Genomic DNA, 23,270 nt, shown 5'->3' with positions numbered 1-23,270 from the left:
ACCACCCGGAACCGGGCGTGCTATTGATTCCATAGCACACTAGCTTATTGCGAGCCGAGCTCCGACGCCTCTTCTCAGGCGCCGCCGCCGAACAGCATCCAGCCGAACACGTACATGACCGACCCGAGCACGGCCAGCGCCGCCCACAGCAGCGCGGACATCAGGCCCCTGAGGTACGGGTTGCCGCGCGGCGCCGTCCGGCCGTCGGCGATCTCGGCCCAGCGGGAATCGAGCAGCACGGTCACCCGCTCGGCGCGCGCGTTCCCGTCCGCGGTGAGGATGAAAGTCTCGCCTGGCATCTGCGGCCCCTCCGGGAGAAGACGGATGAGCACCCCGCCGCCTGGCGGGGGCCGGACGCCCTGCTGGGCGTCCACGGAGCAACGTTAGGCAGGCGCACTTGTCGCGGACTTCGCGAGTTCTTGGACCGGGGACGAGCCCCGCCCAACCCGCGACCAAGTCACGGACAAGCGCGCCGCCCGCCCCTACCCGGTGGTCAGCGTGGGTCGGAGCGCAGAGCGCCGAGGAGGCCGCAGACCGCCGTGACCAGGTCGTCGCCCAGCCGCCGCCAGGCCGTCGCGGCGGACGCGGCGGTGGCGTGACCTGCGGCCAGGTCGCGTTCCAGTTCGGCGCACATGTGCACGATGAGCACGCGGGTCATGGCTTCCCGCCGCGCGGTCCGGGCGGGATCGCGCTCGCCCGGGTCCCGGGTGGCGTCGTACAGGCGGCGCAGGGACGGCCGCTCCAGGTGGACGCTGACGGCGTACTCACGCAGCGCGGGCTCGACGACGACCTGGGCGAGGAAGCGGCCGTACCAGGAGGGGACGCCCAGGTCGACGTGGTGCTCGATGTGGGGCAGGACGACGCAGCGGATCCGGTCGCGCGGCGACATCCCGGCGGGCTCGCCGAGCCGGCTCATCATCGCCAGCCGGTGCACCTCCATGGCCTCGGCGTGCTCGGCCAGGATGGCCTTGACGAGCTCGTCCCGGGAGGTGAAGTGGTACTGCACCGCGGACTTGTTGCGCTGCCCGGCGGCTTCGCCGATCTGCCGGATCGACACCCCGGCGAAGCCCTCCGTGGCGTACAGGCGCTCCGCCGCACGCATGATCGCGCTCCTCGCGGTCACCGCCCGCGCGGACGCCTGGACGCTCATCGCGAGCTCACCAGGTGACCCACACGTCCTGGAGCCCGCCCGACAGCAGCCCGGTGCGCAGCCGCAGCTCGTCGGCGCTGTCGCGCAGGCGCAGGGTGGGCAGCCTGCGGGCGAGCGTGCCGAGCACGACCTGCAGCTCCAGCCTGGCCAGCGGCTGGCCGAGGCAGTAGTGCGGGCCCGCGCCGAACGTCAGGTGCTGGTTGGCGTTGTCCCTGCGCGGGTCGAACGCGTCCGGATCGTCGAACTTGCGCGGGTCGCGGTTGGCCGCGGGCCGGCACGGGATCACGGTGCTGCCCGCGGGCACCGTGGTGCCGGCGAACTCGGAGTCCTGGGTGGCGACCCTGGGGAAGCCGACCACGCTCAGCGTGCTGTCCAGCCGCAGCACCTCCTCGACGGTGCCGGGGATCAGCTCCGGGTCGTCGATGACCGCCTGGTAGCGCTCCGGCTCCGCCAGCAGCATCGCGGCCATGATGGCGATCATGTTGGACGTGGTCTCGTGCCCGGCCAGCAGCAGCGCCATCACGGTGGTGATCAGCTCTTCGTGGCCGAGCCGGCCGTCCTCGCTGTCGGAGATCTGGGTCAGCTCGCTGAGCAGGTCGTCGCCGGGGTTCGTCCGCTTCTCCTCGACCAGGGCGGAGACGTACGCGCCGAACTCCTCGTACGTCTTCAGCACCTCCTCCTGCGTGTAGCGCGTCAGCGTCAGCATGACCTGGGACCAGTGCGCGAACTTGTCCTGGTCCTCGCTGGGGGCGCCGACGAGCGCGCAGATGACCCGCACCGGCAGCGGCAGGCCCAGCTGGAGCGACAGGTTGGCGGGCGAGCCGGACTTGAGCAGGTCGTCGACGAGCTCGTCGGTCATCTGCTGCACCCGGGGACGCCAGGACTCCATCTTGCGGATGGTGAAGGACTTGCTGAGCAGCCGCCGCCACCGCAGGTGGTCCTCCCCCTCCCGCAGGCGCGTGGTGCTGCCGCGGCTGAAGATCCCGCCGTCATCCGTCGTGGACACGCGTGCCGCGCCCTCGCCTCCGCGCTGGAAGCTGGTGTCGGTGAGCAGCGCGCGGACGTCGTCGTAGCGGGTCAGCAGCGTGGCGGCGTCGCCGCTGGGCAGCCGCACGTGGGCCACGGGGCAGCGGTCCTGCAGCTCGGCCCACTCCTTCGGCGGCTCCAGTGCCGTCGTGCGCGGGAAGGGGTAATCGGGCATGGTTTCGGTCATGACGCCCCCATTGTCGTTGACGAGTCGCCCTCAACCCTAAGGCGACTGCCTTAATAAGGGAAGCACCTTAAACGCCTGCCCCACCGCACGGGGTTGCGGCCCCTCGGGAGGGGAGCCCCGTACGGCGTCGCCGTCCTCGGGAGAGAAGGGCGGCCCACCTCGCGGTCCCTCGGGAGGTGGCGGGGTGCGGGCCGCGCCCTCCGAGGGACCGCGGCCCGTACGGCGGGTCAGGGGGTGGCGGGCTGGTAGTCGAACCAGTCGAAGCTCGCGCTCCCCTCCGTCGCGTACATCCCGATCACCCGCCCCGTGAACCCGGTGGCCACCTCGGTGGACAGGTAACGCCCGTCCAGCTCGGCCAGGAGCGTGCCGTTCGCCGAGAAGGCGATGGTGTCCGGCCCCCGGCCGTCCACCCCCACCGGCTCGTCCGCCGGCGAGATGACGGACGGCGGCAGGACGTCGCGGGTGCGGAGGTCGAGGGCGAGCGTGAGCGGCCCCGCCGGCACCGGCCGCTCGGCCAGGCACTGCCGGAGCGGGCCGATGCGCGCGACCACCCGCACCATCCCCCCTTGGACCTCCAGGTCGTAGTGGTGGGCCTCGTCCATCCGGACCGACACCCCGGCCGTGCCCGCGCCCGGCTCCAGCAGGGCGGTGACGCGGCAGTCGTGGTGCTGCTGGCGGCGGCCGACGAAGGTGTGGCCGGGACGGTCGAGGGTCGGGCCGGTGGCGTGCAGGGTCAGCCGGCCGGGCCGCTCGGTCAGCGACCAGGAGCCGTCCGGGCGGCCGCGCGGCGAGATCCAGCAGGGCCGTAGCGAGGGCTCGTCGAAGTCGTCGCGGGAGGGCTCGGGCGGGAGCGGGTGCCAGGCGGCGGGCGCCGGGTGGCGTTCCTCGACGGGGCCCACGACCGGCCAGCCGTCCTCCCACCGTACGGGCGTGAGGAACGTCTCCCGCCCGAGGACCTGGTACTCGGGGGTGTAGCCGCGCGGGCGGGTGCCGAGCAGGACCATCCACCAGGTCCCGTCGGCGGCCTGCACGAGGTCGGCGTGGCCGGTGCTCTGGATGGGCCGGTCGGTGCCGCGGTGCGTCAGGATCGGGTTGACCGGGCCGGGCTCGAACGGGCCGCGCGGCGTGCGGGCGCGGGCGATCGAGACGGCGTGGCCGCGCTCGGTCCCGCCTTCGGACATGAGCAGGTACCACCAGCCGTCCACCTCGTAGAGGTGCGGCGCCTCCGGATATTTCCCGCCGGTGCCGGACCAGACCTGGTACGGCCCCTCCAGCACCTTCCCCTCGGCGGGATCGATCCGCGCCACCTGCGTGCCGGAGAAGGCGCACCAGCAGGCGCCGTCCTCGTCCCAGGTCAGGTCGGGGTCGATGCCGGGCAGGTCGATCCAGACCGGGTCGGACCAGGGGCCCTCGGGGCGTTCGGCGGTGACGATGAAGTTGCCGCCGGCCCTCACGTTGGTGGTGATCACGTAGAAGCGCCCGTCGTGGTGGCGGATGGTGGGCGCGTAGACGCCGCCGGAGGCGGGCACGTCCGGCGGCAGGTTCAGCTGCGAGGGCCGGTCGAGGACGTTGCCGATCTGGCGCCAGTGCACGAGGTCGCGGCTGTGGAAGATCGGGACGCCCGGGAAATACTCGAAGCTGGAGCACACCAGGTAGTAGTCGTCACCGACCCGGCACACGCTGGGGTCCGGGTGGAACCCGGCGACGACGGGGTTCCCGTACGTACGCACGTTCAGAACTCCTTCCCCGGATGGCCGACCAGCCGGATCGACGCGCTCAGCGGCAGGTCGGCGGCCGACGGCCCGCAGGACAGCACGATCTCCCCCGGTTCGACGAGCCGCCGCCCGCCGAGCCCGGTGAACGAGAACGCCTCGGCGGGCACCTCGAAGGCCACCTCGCGGCTCTCCCCCGCCTCCAGGGGCACGCGGGCGAAGCCGACCAGCCACTGGGCGGGCCGGGCGACCTGGGCCACCGGGTCGGTGGCGTAGAGCTGCACGACCTCCTCGGCGCGCCGGTCACCGTCGTTGCGCACGCTCACCCGCACCTCGACCGTGCCGTCCGTGCCGTATTCCGCCTGCGACGTCCGCATGGCCTCGTACGTGATCGCCGCGTACGACAGCCCGTGCCCGAAGGGGAAGGCCGGCGTCGGGTCGAGCACCGTGATGCCCTCCGCCTTCCTCCCCAGAGGCGGCTGGAGGTAGGTGGACGGGTTGACGAACGGCGAGTGCGGGATCTGCACGGGCAGCCGCCCGGACGGGTTGACCCGGCCGCTGAGCACGCCGGCGACCGCGGCCGCGCCCTCGACCCCGGGGAAGAACGCCTGGACCAGCGCGGCCACCCGGTCCTGGTAGGCGCCGAGCGCGTAAGGCCGCCCCGACACCACGACCAGCACGGTCGGCGTGCCCGTCGCCAGGACCGCCTCGACCAGGTCGGCCTGGCGGCCGGGCAGCCGCAGGTCGGCCGCGTCGCAGCCCTCGCCCGACGTGCCGCCGCCGAACATCCCGGCCCGGTCCCCGACGAACAGCAGCACGAGGTCGGCCTGGGCGGCGACCCCGGCGGCCTCGGGGATCCCCGACGCGTCGTCGCCCGACACCTCGGCGCCGAGGCAGTGGCGCACGTCGGCGTGGGGGAACTCGGCCGTCAGCCCCTCCAGGATCGAGGCGACCGGCAGGCCCATGCCGCGCTCGGGGAAGCGGTCGAGCACGTGGTTGGGGAAGGAGTAGCAGCCCATGAGGGTACGCGGGTCGCCGGCGCACGGCCCGATGACCGCCAGCCGCCGGGTCACGAGCGGGTCGACGGGCAGGGCCCGGCCGGTGTTGGCCAGCAGCACGATGGAACGTTCCGCGACCTCGGCGGCCAGCTCCCGATTGCGCGCGCTGTCCAGGTCCACGTCCTCGGCGCCGTCCGGGACGAGCGGGGCGTCGTCCAGCAGGCCGAGGTCGATCTTCTGCCGGAGCACGCGGCGTACCGACTCGTCCACCAGCGCCTCGTCGACGTGGCCGGCCTTCACCTGCTCGACCAGGTTGCGGCCGTACCCGCGGGTGTCGGGGAGCTCCACGTCGATCCCGGCCGACAGCGCGATCGCGCCCGCCGCCGCGACGTCCTCGGCCACCCGGTGCATGGACGCGAGGAACGGGACGGACCAGTAGTCCGACACCACGGTCCCCTCGAACCCCCACTCGTCCCGCAGCACCCGCCGCAGCAGGTCCGCGCTGGCGGCGGCCGGGACGCCGTCGAGGTCGGTGTAGGAGTTCATCACCGAACGGGCGCCGCCCTCGCGCAGCGCGACCTCGAACGGCGGCAGGATCACGTCGGCGAGCTCGCGCGGCCCGATGCTCACGGGCGCGTGGTTGCGGGCCGCGCGCGAGGCCGCGTATCCGGCGAAGTGCTTCAAGGTGGCGATGACCCCGGCGCCCTCCAGCCCGCGCACGTAGGCCGCGCCGATCTTGCCCACCAGGTACGGGTCCTCGCCCAGCGTCTCCTCGACCCGCCCCCAGCGGTAGTCGCGTACGACGTCGAGTACCGGCGACAGGCCCTGGTGCACACCCGCGGCCCGCAGATCATCACCGATCGCCGCCGCCATGCGCTCGACGAGACCGGGGTCGAACGTCGCCGCCCAGGCCAGCGGCGTCGGGTACGCGGTCGCCCCGAACGTCGCGAACCCGGTCAGGCACTCCTCATGAGCGATCGCAGGCACCCCGAGCCGGTTCGAGGTCACCACGAGCTCCTGCAGCTCCCGCAGCCGGGCCGCGCCCTCGGCCGCGGACAGCGGCGCGGTGCCGTACACGCGGGTGAGGTGCCCGACCCCGTCGCGCAGCCGCTCCTCCAGCCCCTCCACCGCGGCGAAGCGGTCCTGCAGGGGCGCGACGTTGCCGGGGTCGTCGGTCTGGATCCACACCGAGCCGAGCTGCGCGACCTTCTCCTCCAGCGTCATCTCGGCCAGCAGGGCCTCGACGCGTTCGGCGGACGGGCGGCCGCGGTCACGCCACGGCTCATTCACGAATGTCATGACTTCCTTAATCTGAGTTCTCAGCCCTTGAAGGCGCCGTCCATGATCCCCGCCACCATCCGCCTGCCGACGAACACGAACAGCACCAGCAGGGGCAGGGTGGCCAGGAAAGAGCCCGACATGGCCAGGCCGAGGTCGATGTCGAGGCTGTTCTGCAGGGCCTTGATGGCGATCTGCGCGGTGTACATCTCGGGTGACTTCAGCACGATGAACGGCCACAGGAAGTCGTTCCACGCGGTGACGAAGCCGAGCAGCCCGAGCACGAACGCGGCCGGCCGCACCAGCGGGAACGCGATGCGCCAGAAGATCTGCCAGGTGTTCGCCCCGTCGATGCGGGCCGCCTGCAGGATCTCGTCGCTGATCGTCGAGGACAGGTGCTGGCGCATCCAGAAGATGCCGAACGCGCTGGCCAGGCCGGGCACGATGAGGGCCTGCAACGTGTCCACCCAGTCCAGGGAGGAGATGATCATGTACTGCGGGATGACCGCGAGCTGCGTGGGCACGGTCATGGTGAGCACGACGATCAGGAAGAGCACGTTGCGGCCGGGGAAGCGCAGCTTGGCGAAGGCGAACCCGGCCAACGAGCAGAGCACCGCGTGCCCGAGGCCGATCGTCCCGGCCACGATCAGGCTGTTGACGATCGAGCGCACGAACGGCACCGTCGAGAACACCAGCCCGGCCAGGTGGAAGAAGTTGCCGCCCGGCACGATCTCGGGCGGCAGCTGGGTGGCGGTCGCCGAGTCGGTGGTGGCCACCACGAACATCCAGTACAGCGGGAACAGGCAGGCGAGCGCGGCGAGGCCGAGCAGCAGGTAGGCCCACCAGCGGACCCGGTCATTCATGATTGCTCCGGCGGGTGCGGGTGGACAGGAAGTAGTTGAGCGTGGCGACGGCGATGATCAGGACGAACAGCGCCACGCCGATGGCCGCGCCGTAGCCGAACTGGAACTGGCCGAAGCCCTGCTCGTACAGGAACAACGTGAGAGTCTGACACTGCCGGATCGGCCCGCAGGTGTACGAGGAGCGGCCCATCAGCAGGGGCTCGGTGAAGATCTGCAGGCCGCCGATCGTCGAGGTCACGACCGTGAAGACGATGACCGGCCGCAGCGACGGGATCGAGATGTGGCGGAACTGCTTCCACCCGCCCGCGCCGTCCACCGCCGCCGCCTCGTAGATCGCACGCGGGATCGCCTGCAGCGAGGCCAGGTAGAGCAGCGTCGTGTAGCCGAACCAGCGCCACGTCACCATGACGGCGATCAGCAGGTGGCTGCCCCACACCGACTGCTTGAAGTCGATCGGCCCGATGCCGGCGAAGCCCAGCAGCCAGTTGAGCAGGCCGTAGTCACGGTCGAACATCTGGGCGAAGACGATCGCGGTGGCCGCCACCGAGGTGATGTACGGCACCAGCATCGACATCCGGAAGAACACCGCCAGCCGCAGCCGGGCCTGGTTGAGCAGGTGCGCCACGCCCAGCGCGATCACCAGCTGCGGGACGGTGGACAACACCCAGATGCTGATGGTGTTCCGGAGGGCGTTCCAGAACCGGGGGTCGCCGAACAGGCGGCTGAAGTTGTCGAAGCCGATGAAGACGTGCTCGCCGATGGGGTTCCAGTCGAACAGCGCGACGTAGAACGTGAACAGCAGGGGGACGAGCCCGAACACCGCGAAGAGCAGGAAGAACGGCGCGATGTAGGCGTAGGGGGCGATGCGCTCCCCGAGGCTCTGCCGCACCCGTGTCGTGAGCGCGGGCGCGGGCGTCCCCGCGACCTTTTCGAGTGTGGCGGTCACTTGCCGATCGCCGTCTTGATGTTGGCCAGCGCCGTGTCCCAGGCCTTGGCGGCGTCACCCTTGCCCAGCTCGACGTTGTTGAGGGCGTTCTGGAGCTCCTGGCCGATGGCCGAGCTGTCGGGGCCGATGTAGAACGGCTTGAGCCCGAGCAGGGAGTCGGTGTAGATCTTCCCGATCGGCGCGCCGGAGAAGAACTCGTCCTTCTTCCCGGTCAGCTTGGGGTCCTTGTACACCGACGGGGTCGTGGGCAGCGAGCCGGCGTTCAGGAAGTGCGCGAGCTGGCCCTGCGGCGACTGCATCTTGGAGATGTAGTCCCAGGCGGCCTTGGCGTTCTTGGCGCCCTTGGGGATGGCCAGGTAGCTGCCGCCCCAGTTGCCGGCCCCGCCGGGGATCGTGGCGATGTCCCACTTGCCCTTGGTGTCGGGGGCGGTCCTGCGGATCGAGCCCAGCATCCACGACGGCGCGGAGATCACCGCGAACTGCCCCTTGCTCATGCCCGCGCTCCACCCGTCGGTGAACGAGCTCTGCTTGGCCGTGATCCCGGCCTGCATGGCCTTGAGCGCCAGGTCGAAGGCCGTCTTGACCTGCGGGCTGGTGCTGTAGACCACGTTGCCGGACGGGTCGTAGTACTTCTGCGGCCCCTGGTTGACCGCCTGGTAGAACACGCTGGTGGACGCGTTGTCCACGAACGCCTTGCCGGTCTTGGCGACATACTTCTTGCCGGTCTCGATGAACGCGTCCCAGGTGGGCCAGAGCTTGCTCACCTCCTCGCGGTCGGTCGGCAGTCCGGCCTCCTTGAACAGGTCCGTCCGGTAGGCCACGGCCATGCCGCCCACGTCCGTCGGGATGCCGATGATCGAGCCGTCCTTGGCGGTGGGCTGGCTGATCACCCAGTCCAGGTAGTCGCCCTTGATCTTGTCCGCGCCGAGCTGCCGCAGGTCGTAGAAGTTCTGCGGCTGCTGCACGAACTTCGGCAGGTCGTCCCCCTGGATGAGCACGAGGTCGGGCACCTTGCCACCGGCCAGCGCCGTGGTCAGCGCCTGCGCCGTCTCGGTCGAACTGCCCACCTCGGTGAGCTTGACCTGCACGCCCGGGTTGACCTTCTGGTACTCATCGACCGAGGCCTTCTGGTCGATCCCGGAGAACGACCAGAACTCGAACGACTTGCTGTCGCCGCCCGACGGCTGGGACGGGGTGCCGCCACCGCCGCCACCGCAGGCGGCCGTGGACAGGGCGAGGGCCGCGGCGAGCACGACCGGGGTTACGTTGCGGATCTTCACGTCGGTCTCTTTCGGTGGGTCCGGCGCTCAGGAGCGGAGCGCTGTGGCCAGGACGTAGTAGGCGGGCGCGGCCGTCACGCCGCGTTCGGAGACAGGTCGATGCATGCCGCGCTCCTTCGAATGGGGGGTTCGCCAGCGCGTCGGAAAGTTTCGGTCCAAGGTCCGATCGTTAAGCCGGGACTCTAGGTCTGATTCCCGAAACCCGTCAAGAACCTCCACGTAAGAAGGCCGAAACAATCGGTTCCAGCCTCCGAAAACTTTTCGTTAGACTGCGGCCATGACCGCCACCGAGGAGCCGTCCGCCACGCCCCAGCCGCTGACCATCACGCAGCTCGCCGAGCTGGCCGGCGTGTCCACCGCGACCGTCTCCAAGGTGGTCAACGGCCGCTCCGAGGTCGCCCCCGAGACGCGCGCCCTCGTCGAGGGCCTCATCCGCCGCCACGGCTACCGCCGGCAGCGCCGGCGCGTCACCGCGTCCGCCCTGGTGGAGGTGGTGTTCCACGCTCTGGGAGGCGACTATCCGATCGAGATGATCAAGGGGGTCGACCAGGTCGCCCGCGAGCATCACCTGGCCGTGGTGATCTCCGACATGCAGCAGCGCTCCGGCCCCGGGCACGGCTGGATCGAAGGCGTGCTGAGCCGCCGCCCGTCGGGCGTGATCGCGGTGTTCTCCGGACTGACCGAGGAGCAGCGCGACCAGCTCGTCACCCGCGACATCCCCATCGTCCTGCTCGACCCGTCAGGCGATCCCGGCCCCGGCGTCCCCTCGGTCGGCGCGGGCAACTGGAGCGGCGGCCTGTCGGCCACCCGCCACCTGATCGACCTCGGTCATCGCCGCATCGCCGTCATCACCGGCCCCGACTGGGCCCTGTCCAGCCGGGCCCGCCTCGACGGCTACCGCACCGCGCTCGACCTGGCCGGGGTGCCCGCCGACCCCGGGCTGATCGGCTCGGGCGACTTCCTCATCGAGGGCGGGCTGGCCCAGGCCCACCGGCTGCTGCGCCTGCCCGACCCGCCGACCGCGATCTTCGCCTGCAACGACGGGCAGGCCGTCGGCGTCTATCGCGCCGCCTACGAGCTGGGCCTGCGCATCCCCGGTGACCTGAGCGTCGTCGGCTTCGACGACCTGCCCTCGGTGCAGTGGGCGGTCCCGCCGCTGACCACGGTCCGCCAGCCGCTCACCGAGATGGCCGCCACGGCCACCGCCATGCTCATGAAGCTCGCGCAGGGCGAGCCGCTGGCGCAGACCCGGGTCGAGCTGGGCACCGAGCTGATCGTCCGGGCCAGCACCGCGCCGCCGTCACGCTGACCGAAACTTTCTGGATTCTTGCCGTACGTATCGGCGCTACGCCACCGTCTGGAAGGACCGCTTGGAGAATCCGATCATGTATCCGTCGATGACCGTCGTCACCGGCTGGTCCACCCGGCCGCTCGCCCCCAGCGTGACGAACAGCGGGATGTAGTGGTCGACGGTCGGATGGGCGTACGGCATGCCGGGCGCGCGGGTCCGGAACGCCGCCAGCTCCCCCACGTCGCCCCTGGCCAGGGCGTCGGCCGCCCAGGCGTCGAAGTCGGAGGACCAGGCGGGGACGGCCCCCTGGTGGAGCATCTCCGGGGTGACGAACGGGAGCCCGTGCGTCATGAACCCCGAGCCGATCACCAGCACGCCCTCCTCCCGCAGCGGGGCCAGCCGCGCCCCGAGCTCCAGCAGCCGGCCGGGATCGTGGGTCGGCATGCTGAGCTGCAGCACCGGGATGTCGCCCAGCGGGTACATGGCCATCAGCGGCACCCACGCCCCGTGGTCCAGGCCGCGGCTGGGGTGCTGGTGGACCGGCTCGCCGTCGGGCATCATCGCGGCCACCCGCCGGGCGAGCGCGCCGGCGTCGGGGGTGTCGTACGTCATGGCGTAGTAGCGCGGGTGGAAGCCGCCGAAGTCGTACACCAGCGGGGTGCCGGCGGCGGGCGCGGACAGGGCCAGCGGCGCGGCCTCCCAGTGGGCGGAGACGATGAGGACGCTCCTGGGCTTGGGCAGCGACTGCGCCCAGGCGAACAGCTCGCCGATCCAGGGCCCGTCGTCGAAGAGCGGGGGCGCCCCGTGGCTGATGTACAGGGCGGGGAGCGGGCCGTCGGCGGGCGTCCAGGGGCGCTGGGCACGCGCCCGGGGCAGCGCGCCGGGCAGGAACGCGTCGTAGGCTCCGGCGGGGATGTCCGGGTTGAGGATGGACGTCATGAGGGCTCCCGGTTGAGGGTGGGGTCGGGGTCGGGCTCCGGGCGCGCGGTGGCCGGGTGCCGGTCGAGGCAGCTGTCGCCGGGGTCGATGGCGTGGGTGATGCGGCGGCCGATCTCGCGCAGCTGCCGGATCTGCGCCTTGGTGAGGGCGTCGAAGACGAAGCCGCGTACGGCCTCGACGTGCCCGGGGGCGGTCTCGACGACCTTCTCCCAGCCCTCCTCGGTGAGGATGGCCAGGGTGTAGCGGCCGTCGTCCGGGTCCGGGGCGCGGCGCACCCAGCCGCGCTTCTCCAGCCGGTTGACGACGTGGGACAGGCGGGACAGCGACCCCTCCGAGATCATCGCCAGGTCGCTCATGCGCATGGTGCGCTCGGGCGTCATCGACAGCCCCGCCAGCACCTGATATTCGAAGTGGCTGACCCCGGCGTCGCGCAGCAACTGCCCGTCCAGCGCGGCCGGCAACTTGATCAGCACGCTGACCAGCGCCAGCCAGCTCTCCATCTCCTCGGGGGTCAGCCAGCGCGGCTCCTGCGGGTGCTCCATGTTCTCCACTCTAACTTGACGGGTCAAGTGATCACGCCTCCATTGACGCTTGACGCTTCAAGTGCGCCCTGCGTACATTCCGGTTGAAGCTTTAAGTCATCCCGCAATCGATCGGACTCCCGATGAACGTCGCTCTGTGGATCATCGCCGGCCTACTCGCCCTGGCCTTTCTCGGCGCCGGCCTGATGAAGCTGTCCCAGCCGAAGGAGAAGCTGGCCGCGTCCGGCCTGGCCTGGACGGAGGACTTCTCCGCGGGCGCCGTCAAGGGCATCGGCGCCCTGGAGCTGCTGGCCGCCATCGGGCTCGTCCTGCCCGCGGCGCTGGGCATCGTCCCGGCGCTGACCCCGCTGGCCGCCGCCGGCCTGGTCATCGTCATGATCGGGGCCGCGGTCACGCACGCCCGGCGCAAGGAGTACCAGGGGATCGTCATCAACGCGGTGCTCCTCGTGCTGGCCGCCGTGGTGGCCTGGGGCCGCTTCGGCCCGTACTCCTTCTGACGACCGGGACCTCAGGCGGGCGGGGCGGTGGAGCGGCGGGTCACCAGGGTGGGGGTGACGGAGAAGCGCACGGCGGTCGTGCGGCCCTCGATCCGCTCCAGCAGCAGCCGCCCCGCCGTCTTGCCCATGATGACCCCGTCCTGATCCACGCTGGTCAGCGAGATGTGTGACAGGGCCGCCGCGCGGGCGTTGTCGTAGCCGACCACGGAGACGTCGCCGGGGACGGCCAGCCCGGCCTCGTGGATGGCCGCGAGCGCGCCGAAGGCGGCCTGGTCGGCGCCGGCGAAGATGGCGGTGGGCCGGGGCGTGCGGGCCAGCAGCTCGCGCGTCCCCTGGTGGCCGCCCTCCTCGGTGTAGGCGGTGGCGGCGAGAGCGATGTGCTCGGCCAGGCCGTGCTCGGCCATCACCCGCTCGTACGCCCTGGCCCTGATGGTGTGCAGCAGCGTCACGGAGCGGACGGTCCCGACATCCTTCTGCGTGATGTGCGCGATGCGGCGGTGGCCGAGCGCGATGAGATGCTCGACGGCGAGCTCGGCCCCCGCCTCGTCGTCGTCGAGCACGGAGTCGTAGACCGCCGAGCGGTCGTGGCGGCCGAGCACGACCGTGGGCGTGTTCCTGGCCATCTCTTCGAGGCGGGCCCTGGGGACGACGGCGGCGACGACGAGGATGCCGTCCACCTGCCGGTCCACCAGGGCGTCGATGGCGCGGACCTCGGCCTCGGCGTCCCTGCCGCTGCCCTGGACGATGATGGCCTGGTAGCCGGCGCCCGCGATCTGCTCGTCGAAGCCGTCGAGGATGTCGGCGAAGAACGGGTTCCTGATGTGCGGCAGCACCACGCCGAACGTGAACGTGCGCCCCCGCATCGCCCGGGCCGCGGCCTGCGGCCGGTAGCCGAGCTCGTCGATGGCGGCCTGCACTTTGGCGCGCATCGCCTCGCTGACCCCGTAGGCGTTGCGCAGCACCTTCGACACGGCGGTGGTGGAGACCCGGGCGTGGCTCGCCACATCGGTGATCGTCACCCGTCGCCGCCCGTCGCGCGTGACCATGTGACGCACCCCGTTCGACTCGACGCGACCCGATTGTACGAGCTCCGGGCCGGTTCCGCGATGAATAACGTTACCCATTCAAGAGATCGGACAACCAGAGGTCCATCCGTCCCACGTGGATCACGATTGGGGACCGTTCCTCAAATCGAGCCTTGACCACCATGCCCTGTAACGCTTACGTTAACTCGCATCGGGGGGCGTTAAAACGATTCAACGGACCCGGAGGGGCGTTGTGAAGACCTCTCACCGCGCGCTGGGAGCGGCTCTGGCCGTTCTCACGATGACGGCCCTGACCTCCTGCGGCTCGGGCTCGGGCGCCGAGCCGGCAGCCGACGGCACGGTCACCCTGAAGTACCTCGTGGACAACGGCCAGGGCTCGGTCGACACGGCCAAGGCCATGACGGAAGCCTTCATGAAGGCCAACCCCAAGATCAAGATCGAGACGGAGACGCGACCGCCCGGCAGCGAGGGCGACAACATCGTCAAGACCAGGCTCTCGACGGGCGACATGACGGACGTGTTCGCGTACAACTCCGGATCGCTGCTGCAGGCGCTCAACCCGGCGCAGACCCTGGTCGACCTGGCCGGCGACCCGGTGATCAAGAACGTCCAGAAGGACTTCCTGCCGGTGGTGAGCCAGGGCGACCACGTGTTCGGCGTGCCTTCCGGCACCGCCCTGGGCGGCGGCATCCTCTACAACCGCAAGGTCTACGAGAAGCTCGGCCTGCAGGTCCCGAAGACGTGGGACGAGTTCATGGCCAACAACGAGAAGATCAAGGCGGCCGGGATCGCGCCGGTGATCTCGACGTTCAAGGACACCTGGACCTCGCAGCTGTTCGTGCTCGGCGACTTCTACAACGTGCAGGCCGCCGTCCCGAACTTCGCCGCCGACTACACCGCGGGCAAGGCCAAGTTCGCCACCACGCCGGCGGCGCTGGCCGGGTTCCAGCACCTGGCCGATGTCAAGGCCAAGGGCTACCTCAACGAGGGCTTCGGCTCGGCGACCGCCGACCAGGGCATGAAGATGCTGGTCGAGGGCAAGGGCGCGCACTATCCGATGCTCAGCGCCCAGGTCCCGCCGCTGGTGGACTCGATGCCGCAGGCGGCCACCGACGTCGGCTTCTTCGGCATCCCGGGCACCGACCCGGCCAAGAACGGCGCCACCCTCTGGGAGCCGGGCGGCGTCTACATCCCCAAGACCACCAAGAACCTGGACGCGGCCAAGAAGTTCCTGGCCTTCGTCGCCTCGCCGGCCGCGACCGAGGCGGTCAGCAAGGTCGTGCAGCCGTCGGGGCCGTACCGCATCACGGGCGCCAAGCTGCCGGACGACGCCGTGCAGGTGGCCAAGGACCTGCAGGCGTACATCGACAAGAGCGCCACCGCGCCCGCCCTGGAGTTCCTGTCCCCGGTCAAGGGCCCGTCGCTGGAGCAGATCACCGTCGCCGTCGGCTCCGGGCTGACGCCGGCCGCGGAGGGGGCCGCCCAGTACGACAAGGACGTGGAGAAGCAGGCCAAGCAGTTGGGGCTCGCGGGGTGGTGACCAGGCAGGACGCCGGGCCCCGCACGGGGCCCGGCCCGGCACTCACGCGGCCGCCCGCCGGTCCGGCCAAGCGCAAGTCGGCCTACCCGTACGCGCTGTACCTGCCGGCCGCCGTCGTCTACCTGGTGATCTTCCTGGTGCCGACGGTGATGGCCTTCTACTTCGCGCTGACCCGCTGGACCCTGTTCGACAGCACCTTCGTGGGCCTGGACAACTTCCGCGACTTCCTGTCCGAGCAGAACCTGCGCATCGGCTTCGCCAACACCCTCTTCTACGCCGTCGTCACCAGCGGCCTGAAGGTGGTCCTCGGCCTGCTCCTCGGCGTGCTGCTCACCGGCAAGCTGCGGCTGCGCGGATTCCTGCGCTCGGTGGTCTTCTTCCCCGTCCTGGTCTCCACGGTCGCGGTCGGCATCACCTTCAGCGCCCTGCTCAGGCCCGACACCGGCCTGGTCAACAAGGCCCTGGCCGTGATCGGCATCGACGGCCCCGACTGGCTCGGCGACGCCAACACCGCGCTGCTGTCGGTCGCCCTCGTCGACGTGTGGAAGGGCGTCGGCATCGCCACCGTCATCTACATCGCCGGCATCCTGTCCATCCCCCGCGACTACTACCAGGCCGTCGCCGTGGACGGCGGCGGGGCCTGGCACCGCTTCCGGCACGTCACGCTGCCCCTGAGCTGGCCCGCCACCTACTCCGTGATCATCCTGTCGTTCATCGGCGGCCTGCGCTCCTTCGACCTCATCTGGACGATGACCCGCGGCGGCCCCGGCTTCACCAGCGACACCATCGCCTCGATCATCTACAAGCAGTACCAGGCCGGCTTCTTCGGCCTGTCCACCGCCGGCAACGTGCTGCTGTTCATCGTCGTCACCGCCATCGTCGTCCCGCTCAACTACTTCCTCGGCAAAAGGCAGGTGGCCGCATGACCGCACTGAGAAGGCTCAGTGCCGAGGCGATCGCGCTGGTGCTGGCCGGGGTGATCTTCCTGATCCCGTTCGCGCTCATGCTGCTGACCGCGGTCAAGGACCAGACGCAGGCCACCGACCTGGACTTCGCCTGGCCGGCCAACTGGCCGATCGTGCAGAACTTCGTGGACGTGATCGAGGCCCGCGACTACGTGCTGCTGCGCGCCTACGTCAACAGCACCGTCCTGACCGTCGCGTCGGTCGTGCTGATCGTCGTGTTCGCCTCCATGGCCGCGTTCGTGCTGCAGCGCCGTGCGAGCCGGCTCGGCTCGGTGGCCAACTTCCTGGTGCTGACCGGGCTGATCATCCCGCCCGCGATCGTGCCCACCATCTGGCTGCTGCAGGCGCTCGGCCTGTTCAAGACCCTGCCGGGGCTGATCCTCATCGAGGTGGCCTTCCACATGGCGTACTCGGTGCTGCTGTTCCGGGCGTTCATCGCGGCCATCCCGCGCGAGCTGGACGAGGCGGCGCAGATCGACGGCTGCACGGGGCTCGGCCTGTTCTTCCGGGTGATCTTCCCGCTGCTGCGGCCGGTCACCATCACCGTGGTCCTGACGACGTCGGTGGCCATCTTCAACGACTTCGTCAACCCGCTGTACTTCACCCCCGGCGACGACAACGCCACCGTGCAGGTCACCCTCTACAACTTCCAGAGCCAGTACAACACCCAGTGGAACCTGCTCTTCATGGACATCGTGCTCATCACGATCCCCCCGCTGCTGCTCTTCATCTTCTTCAATCGCAAGATCGTCGCCGGCATGACCGCCGGCGCCATCAAGGGCTAGGAGACCCGTGACTCTCGTGCATGTCGAAGCGCCCGTCTTCGAACACCACCACGACCCCCTCGGCATCGGCGAAAGCGCTCCGCGTCTGTCGTGGACCGTGGCCACCGAACTCCCCGGCTGGCGGCAGCAGGCGTACGAGATCGAGCTCAGCGACGGCACGGCCACCGGCCGGGTCGAGTCGGCGGAGTCGGTGCTCGTGCCCTGGCCGGGCGGCGAGCTCGGCTCGCGCGAACGGCGCGGCGCCCGGGTGCGCGTCTACGGCCGCGACGGCTCGGTCAGCGACTGGAGCCCCTGGTCGTGGGCGGAGGCCGGCCTCCTGGAGCCGGCCGACTGGACGGCGGGCGCGGCGGCGCCGCCGCTGGAGCTGCTGGGCCTGCCCGACGGCCCCGCGCTGCTGCTGCGCCGCGACTTCACCGTCCGCGGCCCGATCGAGCGGGCCCGCCTGTACGTCACCGCCCACGGCGTCCACGAGACCGAGATCAACGGCCGCGTCGTGGGCGACGACGTCCTGGCGCCCGGCTGGACCAGCTACGGCCACCGCCTGCGCTACCGCACGCACGACGTCACCGACCTGCTGACCGAGGGCGCCAACGCCATCGGCGCCACCCTCGCCGACGGCTGGTACCGGGGCCGGATCGGCTTCCGTGGCGGCAAGACCGACCTGTACGGCGACCGTACCGCGCTCATCGCCCAGCTCGAGATCGCCTACGCCGACGGCACCACCGACGTGCTGACCACCGACGGGAGCTGGCGCTGCGCGAGCGGGCCCGTCACCGCCGCCAGCCTGTACGACGGCGAGAAGTACGACGCCCGCCTGCTGCCGTCCGGCTGGTCGGGCCCCGGCTTCGACGACGCCGCCTGGCTGCCCGCCGACGCCCTGCCGCACGACCCCGCCCTGCTCGTCGCGCCGACGGGCCCGCCGGTCCGGCGCGTCGAGACGCTGGCGCCGGTGGAGGTGCTGACCGGGCCGGACGGGGAGACGATCCTCGACTTCGGCCAGAACATCGCCGGCCGCCTGCGCATCCGCGTCCAGGGCCCGGCCGGGCACACCGTCACGCTCCGGCACGCCGAGGTCCTGGAGAACGGCGCGCTGGCCATCCGCCCGCTGCGCGACGCCGCCGCGCTCGACCAGTACACGCTGCGCGGCGACGACGGGCCGGAGGAGTGGGAGCCGCGCTTCACCACGCACGGCTTCCGCTACGCCCAGGTGGACGGCTGGCCCGGCGAGCTGGACCCGGCCTCCGACGTCGTGGCCGTGGTCTGCCACACCGACATGCGCAGGACCGGTGACTTCACCTGCTCGGACCCGCTGCTGTCCCGGCTGCACGACAACGTCGTGTGGAGCATGCGCGGCAACTACGTCGACCTGCCCACCGACTGCCCCCAGCGCGACGAGCGGCTCGGCTGGACCGGCGACATCCAGGTCTTCGCGCCGGCCGCCGCCTTCCTGTTCGACTGCTCGGGCCCGCTGTCGTCCTGGCTCGCCGACCTGGCCGTCGAGCAGGTCCAGGAGGGCACCGTGCCGCATTACGTGCCGTGGGTGCCGCTGCTGTTCGGCAACTCGCCCACCGCCGCGTGGGGCGATGCCGCGGTGCTCGTGCCGTGGACGCTCTACCAGCGGTTCGGCGACCTCGGGCTGCTGGGCCGGCAGTACGCCAGCATGAAGGCGTGGGTGGACCAGGTGGCCGGGCTGGCCGGGGAGAACCACCTCTGGGACGAGGGCTTCCAGTTCGGCGACTGGCTCGACCCGGCCGCGCCGCCGGACAACCCCGGCAAGGCCCGTACCGACCACGCGCTCGTCGCCACCGCCTACCACGCCCACACCGCGGCGGTCCTGGCCGAGACGGCGGCCCTGCTGGGGCACGACTCCGACGCCGCGCACTACGCGGCCCTGGCCCGGGAGGTGCGCGAGGCGTTCCGCCGGGAGTTCGTCACCCCGTCGGGGCGGCTGGCGTGCGACACCCAGACCGCCTACGCCCTGGCCCTGACCTACGACCTGCTGGACGGGGCCGAGCAGCGGGAGCGGGCCGGGCGGCGCCTGGTCGAACTGGTCGACCAGGACGACCACCGCATCGGCACCGGGTTCGTCGGCACGCCGCTCATCTGCGACGCGCTCTGCTCGGTCGGGGCGTACGACACGGCGTACCGGCTGCTGCTCCAGCGCAACTGCCCGTCCTGGCTGTACCCGGTGACGATGGGCGCCACGACGATCTGGGAGCGCTGGGACAGCCTGCTGCCCGACGGCTCGGTCAACCCCGGTGAGATGACCTCCTTCAACCACTACGCGCTCGGCGCGGTGGCCGACTGGATGCACCGCACCGTGGCCGGGCTCGCCCCGGCCGCCCCCGGCTACCGCCGGCTGCGCGTCGCGCCCCGGCCGGGTGGCGACCTCACCCACGCCTCGGCCCGCCTCGACACGCCGTACGGCCTCGCGTCCGTCTCGTGGGAGCGGGACGGCGAGACGCTCACGGTCACGGCGACCGTGCCCCCGGGGACTGTCGCCGAGGTGGACCTGCCGGGCGCCATCCCGCAGGAGGTGGGCGCCGGGACCCACACGTTCACCACGACGGTGTGACCCGGGTGCCGGGCTGGTGGCGGGGTCACCGCCACCAGCCCGCGTCAGCGTGACCGGGCGGGCTTGCGGTAGGTGACGACCTTGTCGCCGTTCGCCGGATAGGCCATGATCAGCAACCGCTGGGTGCCGTACTTGTCGCCCTTCCAGGGGACCCAGGCGAAGTGCACCCGGATGCGGTAGTGGCCCTTGCGGCCATGAAGGGACAGGTCGGGCAGCTCGGTGCCGCTGAGGCCGTCCGACAGCACCATCCGCCCGGACGAGCTCCGGTAGCCGACCTCCACCACGTGGTCCCAGCCCTTGGTCTCCACGGGCGGGCGGCGGGTGTAGGTTTCGAGGGTGACGCAGACGTGGAGGTCGGAGTTGGTCGTCACGACCAGGTGGCCGGGGCCGCTCGCGACCAGTCCGTTGTCCGCGGCTTTGGCGTAGACCTCGGCAGGGTCCTCGCCGTCGTCGGTCTCCTCGTACATCGCCAGGCCCCCCTCGGGCCACTCGGGCTCCTTGAGCACGGAGGATCGGGCGGGCGGGACGAGGGGGCGGTGGCGCGGGGCCGCATCGCATTTGCGCTGCTCCTCCGCCTCCCATTCCTCGAACTCCCGGTCCTCGGCGACGCGTTCGGCCTTGACCGCCGCGTCGGCGCGCGGACAGATCCCGGCGAGCGTCGAGGCCAGGCTCTCGGCGTTCACCCGCAGGCGGGCCAGCTCCCGCCGGTCGTCGCGGGTATAGGCGTCGCACAGGCGGCGGCCGTGGGCGAGCAGCACCTGGTCGGGGGTGGTGGCGGCGAAGGCGAACGTACGGCCGGTGCGTACGGCGCACACGAACGCCCGCTCGCCCGTCGGGGGCGGCGGCTCCTCCTCGTACGCCCAGGAATCGTCCGGCGAGCAGTCCTCGGCCGTGGTGACGGGGCCGCGTGCCAGGTCCGCGGCCGGGACGACGCACAACGCCGCGGCCACGGCCAGCAGGTGGTGCAGGGGGCGGCGCTTCGGGGCGGCGCCGTACAGGAAGGTCAGGATGAGGGCGGACGCGCCGAGGGCGGCGGCGTACCACAGCGGCGAGACCCCTGACCGGAGCCCGCCGTCCTCGCCCCTGCTCAGCAGCGCTTCCGGGTAGATCAGCATCCCGCGGTAGAGGGACTCCTCGTTCGGGTCGGGTTCGTACGTGAAGAAGGAGACGGCGCCGATCACGGCGGCGAGCGCCAGAGCGTTGGTCGTGACGCGCAGCAGCGGCCGGGTCCTGCGGACGACCGCGACCAGGATCAGCACGGCGGGCGCGCCCACGCCGACCAGCACGTCGAGGGCGAACCACGTCATGATCGCGGCGCTGCCCGTCTCCTCGCGCAGGAACCTCTCGATCTCGCCCCTGGGGCCGATCCACAGCACCGTGCCCTGCGCGAGGTTGACGGCCGCGGGGATGAGCGGGAGCGCGACGGCCACGGCCGCGAGCGGCCAGGGCCGCGCCGCCGCCCGCTCGGGCGCGGGCCGGACCAGGGGCGCCCGCGGGACCGGGTTGGCCAGCTCGTGGGCGGAGCGGGCCTCCCACACCACGCCGAAGACGCTCACCGCGCCCAGGAGCATGTGGTAGACCAGGGCGTAGTTGACCTCGCCGAACACCGACATGTACGAGTACGACGAGGGTGACACGAACGACATCACCCCCGAGACCGCGCCCATCCACACCGTGGTACGGCTCCAGCGCGGATCCCTGGCCTGGCCCACCAGGACCGGCACCAGCCACAGGAGCCCGACGAATTCGTCCAGCCCGCCGAACGAGCCGATGCGCATGAGGGCGGCCAGGTCGAACCAGTAGGCGACGCTGGTGGCGATCAGCGAGACGGCGCTGAGCGTGCCGCCCACGAGCGCGACGAGCCGCCACGCCCGCGGCAGCACCGGGGCCAGGACCAGCGGGTACAACCAGACGACCAGCAGCTGGAGCAGGCCGCTGAGCACGCCCGTCCACCACGCGTACGGGATCGGGAGCCGGGCGACCAGCACCAGGACGACGCCGGCGTACAGGGCCGCGCGCAACAGCGCGACCCGCCTGCCCCTGCTGGTCAGCGTGCCGGCCGCGCGCCCGCGCAGCGCCTGCCAGTAGGCCCAGCCCTGCAGCAGCCCGGCCGCCACGACGGGGAGCTCCACCCACCACATGAACGGAACCTCGCGCGGGTCCCACTCCCCCGCGACCAGCCGCCGCAGCAGCGCGGGGTCACGGGTGACCAGCGCCACGACGCCGAGCGCGACGACCAGGGCCGCGTAGGCGAGGGCGAGCGGCGCGGCGATCCGGCCGAAACGGTAGCGGCGCACGGGACATCCTCGGGGGGCGAGCGCATCGGGCAAAGGCGCCCAACCCTAGCGAGCCACCCCGAAGATGATCAAGTGTCGGGGTCAGCCGATGCGGATCGGGAGCGTACGCGGGCCGCGGACCTGCCCCGTGGCCCAGGTGACCGCCGCCGGGTCGTCGAGGCCGAAGACAGGAATGCGCTCCAGCCACACCTCCAGGGCGATCCGCAGCTCCATGCGGGCCAGGTGCGAGCCCACGCAGCGGTGGATGCCCAGGCCGAAGGCGGCGTGCCGGTTGACCTCCCGGTCGATGACGACCTCGCCGGCCCGGTCGAACTGCTCCGGGTCGCGGTTGGCCGCCGGGAACGACAGCAGGACCCAGTCGTCGGCCTTCATGTCGACGCCGTTCCAGCGCATGTCCTCCTTGACCAGCCGCGCCATGGTGACCGGCGCGTAGGCCCGCAGGAGCTCCTCCATCGCGGTCGGCAGCAGCTCGGGCTCGGCCACCAGCCGCTCGCGGTCGCGCGGCGTCTTGGCCAGATGCCACAGCGACGCCCCGATCGCGCTCCACGTGGTGTCGATCCCGGCGATCAGCAGCAGCGCCATCGTCCCCGCCACGTGCGAGGACTCCAGCTTCCGCCCGTACAGCTCGGCGTCGATTAGATAGGTCGTCAGGTCGTCGCGCGGGTGGTCCACGTGGTCGCGGATCTGGACGAGCAGGTAGTCGAACAGCTGCTCCATCCCCTCCATCCGCTCCTCCGGCGGCCGGTTCACGCCTTCGAGCGCGTTCTCGATGAACTGGCGGAAGCGGGGCCCGTCCTCGGGCGGGAAGCCGAGCATGTCGGCGATGACCCGCATCGGGATGTGCTGGGCGTAGTCGCGGGCCGCGTCCACGACGTCCTGGCCGGCCAGCCCGTCGATGAGCTCGTGGCAGAGCGCCCGCGTGGACGCCTCCCGCCTGGCGACGGCGGTCTTGGTGAACGCCGGCAGCAGCAGCCTGCGCGCGTCGTGGTGGAACGGCGGGTCGGAGGAGATCGGCGGCGAGCCGCCGATCGGCGCGACCTCGCGGGGCGGCCGGAAGTTGCTCATGATGATCGAGCGCGAGGAGAAGCGCTCGGTGTCGTACGCGATGGCCGCCACGTCCTCGTGCCGGGTCGGCAGCCAGCCCCCGCCGAAGCGGTCGGTGTGCGCGATCGGGCAGCGCTGCCGCAGCTCGTCCTGGATGGGGTACGGGTCAGCGGCCCACTCGGGCTCCAGGTGGGAGAAGTCGGTCGCCCAGTCGGACACCGGGCCGGTGACGATCTCGTTGCGCGTGCCGAGGGGCGGGTCGTCTCCCGTGCCCCGGAAGTCCTGGCTGAAACGGTCGTCAACGGTCAT

General features: G+C 71.4%; 19 protein-coding genes. 6 read left to right on the top strand and 13 right to left on the bottom strand.

Annotated elements, in window-relative coordinates; genetic code table 11:
• Positions 1-74 precede the first annotated feature (74 nt).
• The 8 genes from HD596_RS28995 to HD596_RS28960 all read right to left on the bottom strand — a co-directional run bounded on the left by HD596_RS28995 (position 75) and on the right by HD596_RS28960 (position 9,440).
• A complete protein-coding gene (locus HD596_RS28995) occupies positions 75-299 on the bottom strand; it encodes a hypothetical protein (protein ID WP_185072465.1) in 225 nt (74 codons plus the stop codon).
• A gap of 194 nt (positions 300-493) precedes the next feature.
• On the bottom strand, positions 494-1,150 hold the full coding sequence (locus tag HD596_RS28990) for a TetR/AcrR family transcriptional regulator (RefSeq protein ID WP_185072464.1): 657 nt from the start codon (positions 1,148-1,150) through the stop codon (positions 494-496).
• A gap of 7 nt (positions 1,151-1,157) precedes the next feature.
• Positions 1,158-2,363, bottom strand: a complete 1,206-nt coding sequence (locus HD596_RS28985) for a cytochrome P450 (RefSeq protein WP_185072463.1) — start codon at positions 2,361-2,363, stop codon at positions 1,158-1,160.
• Between the two features lie 227 nt (positions 2,364-2,590).
• Complete coding sequence (locus HD596_RS28980; RefSeq protein ID WP_185072462.1) at positions 2,591-4,093, bottom strand: glycoside hydrolase family 43 protein; 1,503 nt, start codon at positions 4,091-4,093, stop codon at positions 2,591-2,593.
• Between the two features lie 2 nt (positions 4,094-4,095).
• The gene (locus tag HD596_RS28975) at positions 4,096-6,372 is read right to left on the bottom strand and encodes a glycoside hydrolase family 3 N-terminal domain-containing protein (protein ID WP_185072461.1); all 2,277 of its coding nucleotides are present in this window, start codon (positions 6,370-6,372) and stop codon (positions 4,096-4,098) included.
• Between the two features lie 20 nt (positions 6,373-6,392).
• The gene (locus HD596_RS28970; RefSeq protein ID WP_185072460.1) at positions 6,393-7,214 is read right to left on the bottom strand and encodes a carbohydrate ABC transporter permease; all 822 of its coding nucleotides are present in this window, start codon (positions 7,212-7,214) and stop codon (positions 6,393-6,395) included.
• Positions 7,207-8,160 (bottom strand): carbohydrate ABC transporter permease, encoded by a 954-nt coding sequence (locus tag HD596_RS28965; protein WP_185072459.1) that lies wholly within the window; start codon positions 8,158-8,160, stop codon positions 7,207-7,209. Before HD596_RS28965 ends, HD596_RS28970 begins: the two co-directional genes overlap by 8 nt.
• Complete coding sequence (locus HD596_RS28960; RefSeq protein WP_185072458.1) at positions 8,157-9,440, bottom strand: ABC transporter substrate-binding protein; 1,284 nt, start codon at positions 9,438-9,440, stop codon at positions 8,157-8,159. The genes HD596_RS28965 and HD596_RS28960 overlap by 4 nt, the downstream gene beginning before the upstream one ends.
• Positions 9,441-9,717: 277 nt before the next feature.
• Here HD596_RS28960 and HD596_RS28955 point away from each other — a divergent pair, with 277 nt between their 5' ends.
• Positions 9,718-10,749 carry a LacI family DNA-binding transcriptional regulator gene (locus tag HD596_RS28955; protein WP_185072457.1) on the top strand — a complete coding sequence of 344 codons (1,032 nt, stop codon included), beginning with the start codon at positions 9,718-9,720 and terminating at the stop codon, positions 10,747-10,749.
• 36 nt (positions 10,750-10,785) lie between these two features.
• Here the strand turns inward: HD596_RS28955 and HD596_RS28950 are convergent, their stop codons facing one another.
• Positions 10,786-11,670, bottom strand: a complete 885-nt coding sequence (locus HD596_RS28950; protein ID WP_185072456.1) for a dioxygenase family protein — start codon at positions 11,668-11,670, stop codon at positions 10,786-10,788.
• Positions 11,667-12,212, bottom strand: a complete 546-nt coding sequence (locus HD596_RS28945) for a MarR family winged helix-turn-helix transcriptional regulator (RefSeq protein WP_185072455.1) — start codon at positions 12,210-12,212, stop codon at positions 11,667-11,669. Before HD596_RS28945 ends, HD596_RS28950 begins: the two co-directional genes overlap by 4 nt.
• A gap of 122 nt (positions 12,213-12,334) precedes the next feature.
• Here HD596_RS28945 and HD596_RS28940 point away from each other — a divergent pair, with 122 nt between their 5' ends.
• Positions 12,335-12,709, top strand: a complete 375-nt coding sequence (locus HD596_RS28940) for a DoxX family protein (RefSeq protein ID WP_185072454.1) — start codon at positions 12,335-12,337, stop codon at positions 12,707-12,709.
• Between the two features lie 11 nt (positions 12,710-12,720).
• Here HD596_RS28940 and HD596_RS28935 read toward each other — a convergent pair whose 3' ends face one another.
• A complete protein-coding gene (locus HD596_RS28935; protein ID WP_185072453.1) occupies positions 12,721-13,755 on the bottom strand; it encodes a LacI family DNA-binding transcriptional regulator in 1,035 nt (344 codons plus the stop codon).
• 232 nt (positions 13,756-13,987) lie between these two features.
• Between HD596_RS28935 and HD596_RS28930 the strand changes: the two genes are divergently transcribed.
• From HD596_RS28930 to HD596_RS28915, 4 genes are read left to right on the top strand one after another with little or no spacing between them, the layout of a single operon-like run.
• Positions 13,988-15,295, top strand: a complete 1,308-nt coding sequence (locus HD596_RS28930; RefSeq protein WP_221519570.1) for an ABC transporter substrate-binding protein — start codon at positions 13,988-13,990, stop codon at positions 15,293-15,295.
• The gene (locus HD596_RS28925) at positions 15,292-16,221 is read left to right on the top strand and encodes a carbohydrate ABC transporter permease (protein WP_221519569.1); all 930 of its coding nucleotides are present in this window, start codon (positions 15,292-15,294) and stop codon (positions 16,219-16,221) included. Before HD596_RS28930 ends, HD596_RS28925 begins: the two co-directional genes overlap by 4 nt.
• Entirely contained in the window at positions 16,218-17,045 is an 828-nt protein-coding gene (locus HD596_RS28920; protein WP_185072452.1) for a carbohydrate ABC transporter permease, read from the top strand. The genes HD596_RS28925 and HD596_RS28920 overlap by 4 nt, the downstream gene beginning before the upstream one ends.
• Before the next feature lie 7 nt (positions 17,046-17,052).
• The gene (locus HD596_RS28915; protein ID WP_313044917.1) at positions 17,053-19,620 is read left to right on the top strand and encodes a family 78 glycoside hydrolase catalytic domain; all 2,568 of its coding nucleotides are present in this window, start codon (positions 17,053-17,055) and stop codon (positions 19,618-19,620) included.
• Positions 19,621-19,664: 44 nt separating this feature from the next.
• Here HD596_RS28915 and HD596_RS28910 read toward each other — a convergent pair whose 3' ends face one another.
• The gene (locus HD596_RS28910) at positions 19,665-21,917 is read right to left on the bottom strand and encodes a hypothetical protein (protein ID WP_185072451.1); all 2,253 of its coding nucleotides are present in this window, start codon (positions 21,915-21,917) and stop codon (positions 19,665-19,667) included.
• A gap of 81 nt (positions 21,918-21,998) precedes the next feature.
• Positions 21,999-23,270, bottom strand: a complete 1,272-nt coding sequence (locus tag HD596_RS28905) for a cytochrome P450 (protein WP_185072450.1) — start codon at positions 23,268-23,270, stop codon at positions 21,999-22,001.

Origin of the sequence: Nonomuraea jabiensis (assembly GCF_014204795.1) — a bacterium.
GTDB lineage: Bacteria > Actinomycetota > Actinomycetes > Streptosporangiales > Streptosporangiaceae > Nonomuraea > Nonomuraea jabiensis.
This window is presented reverse-complemented; position numbering and strand designations above follow the sequence as displayed.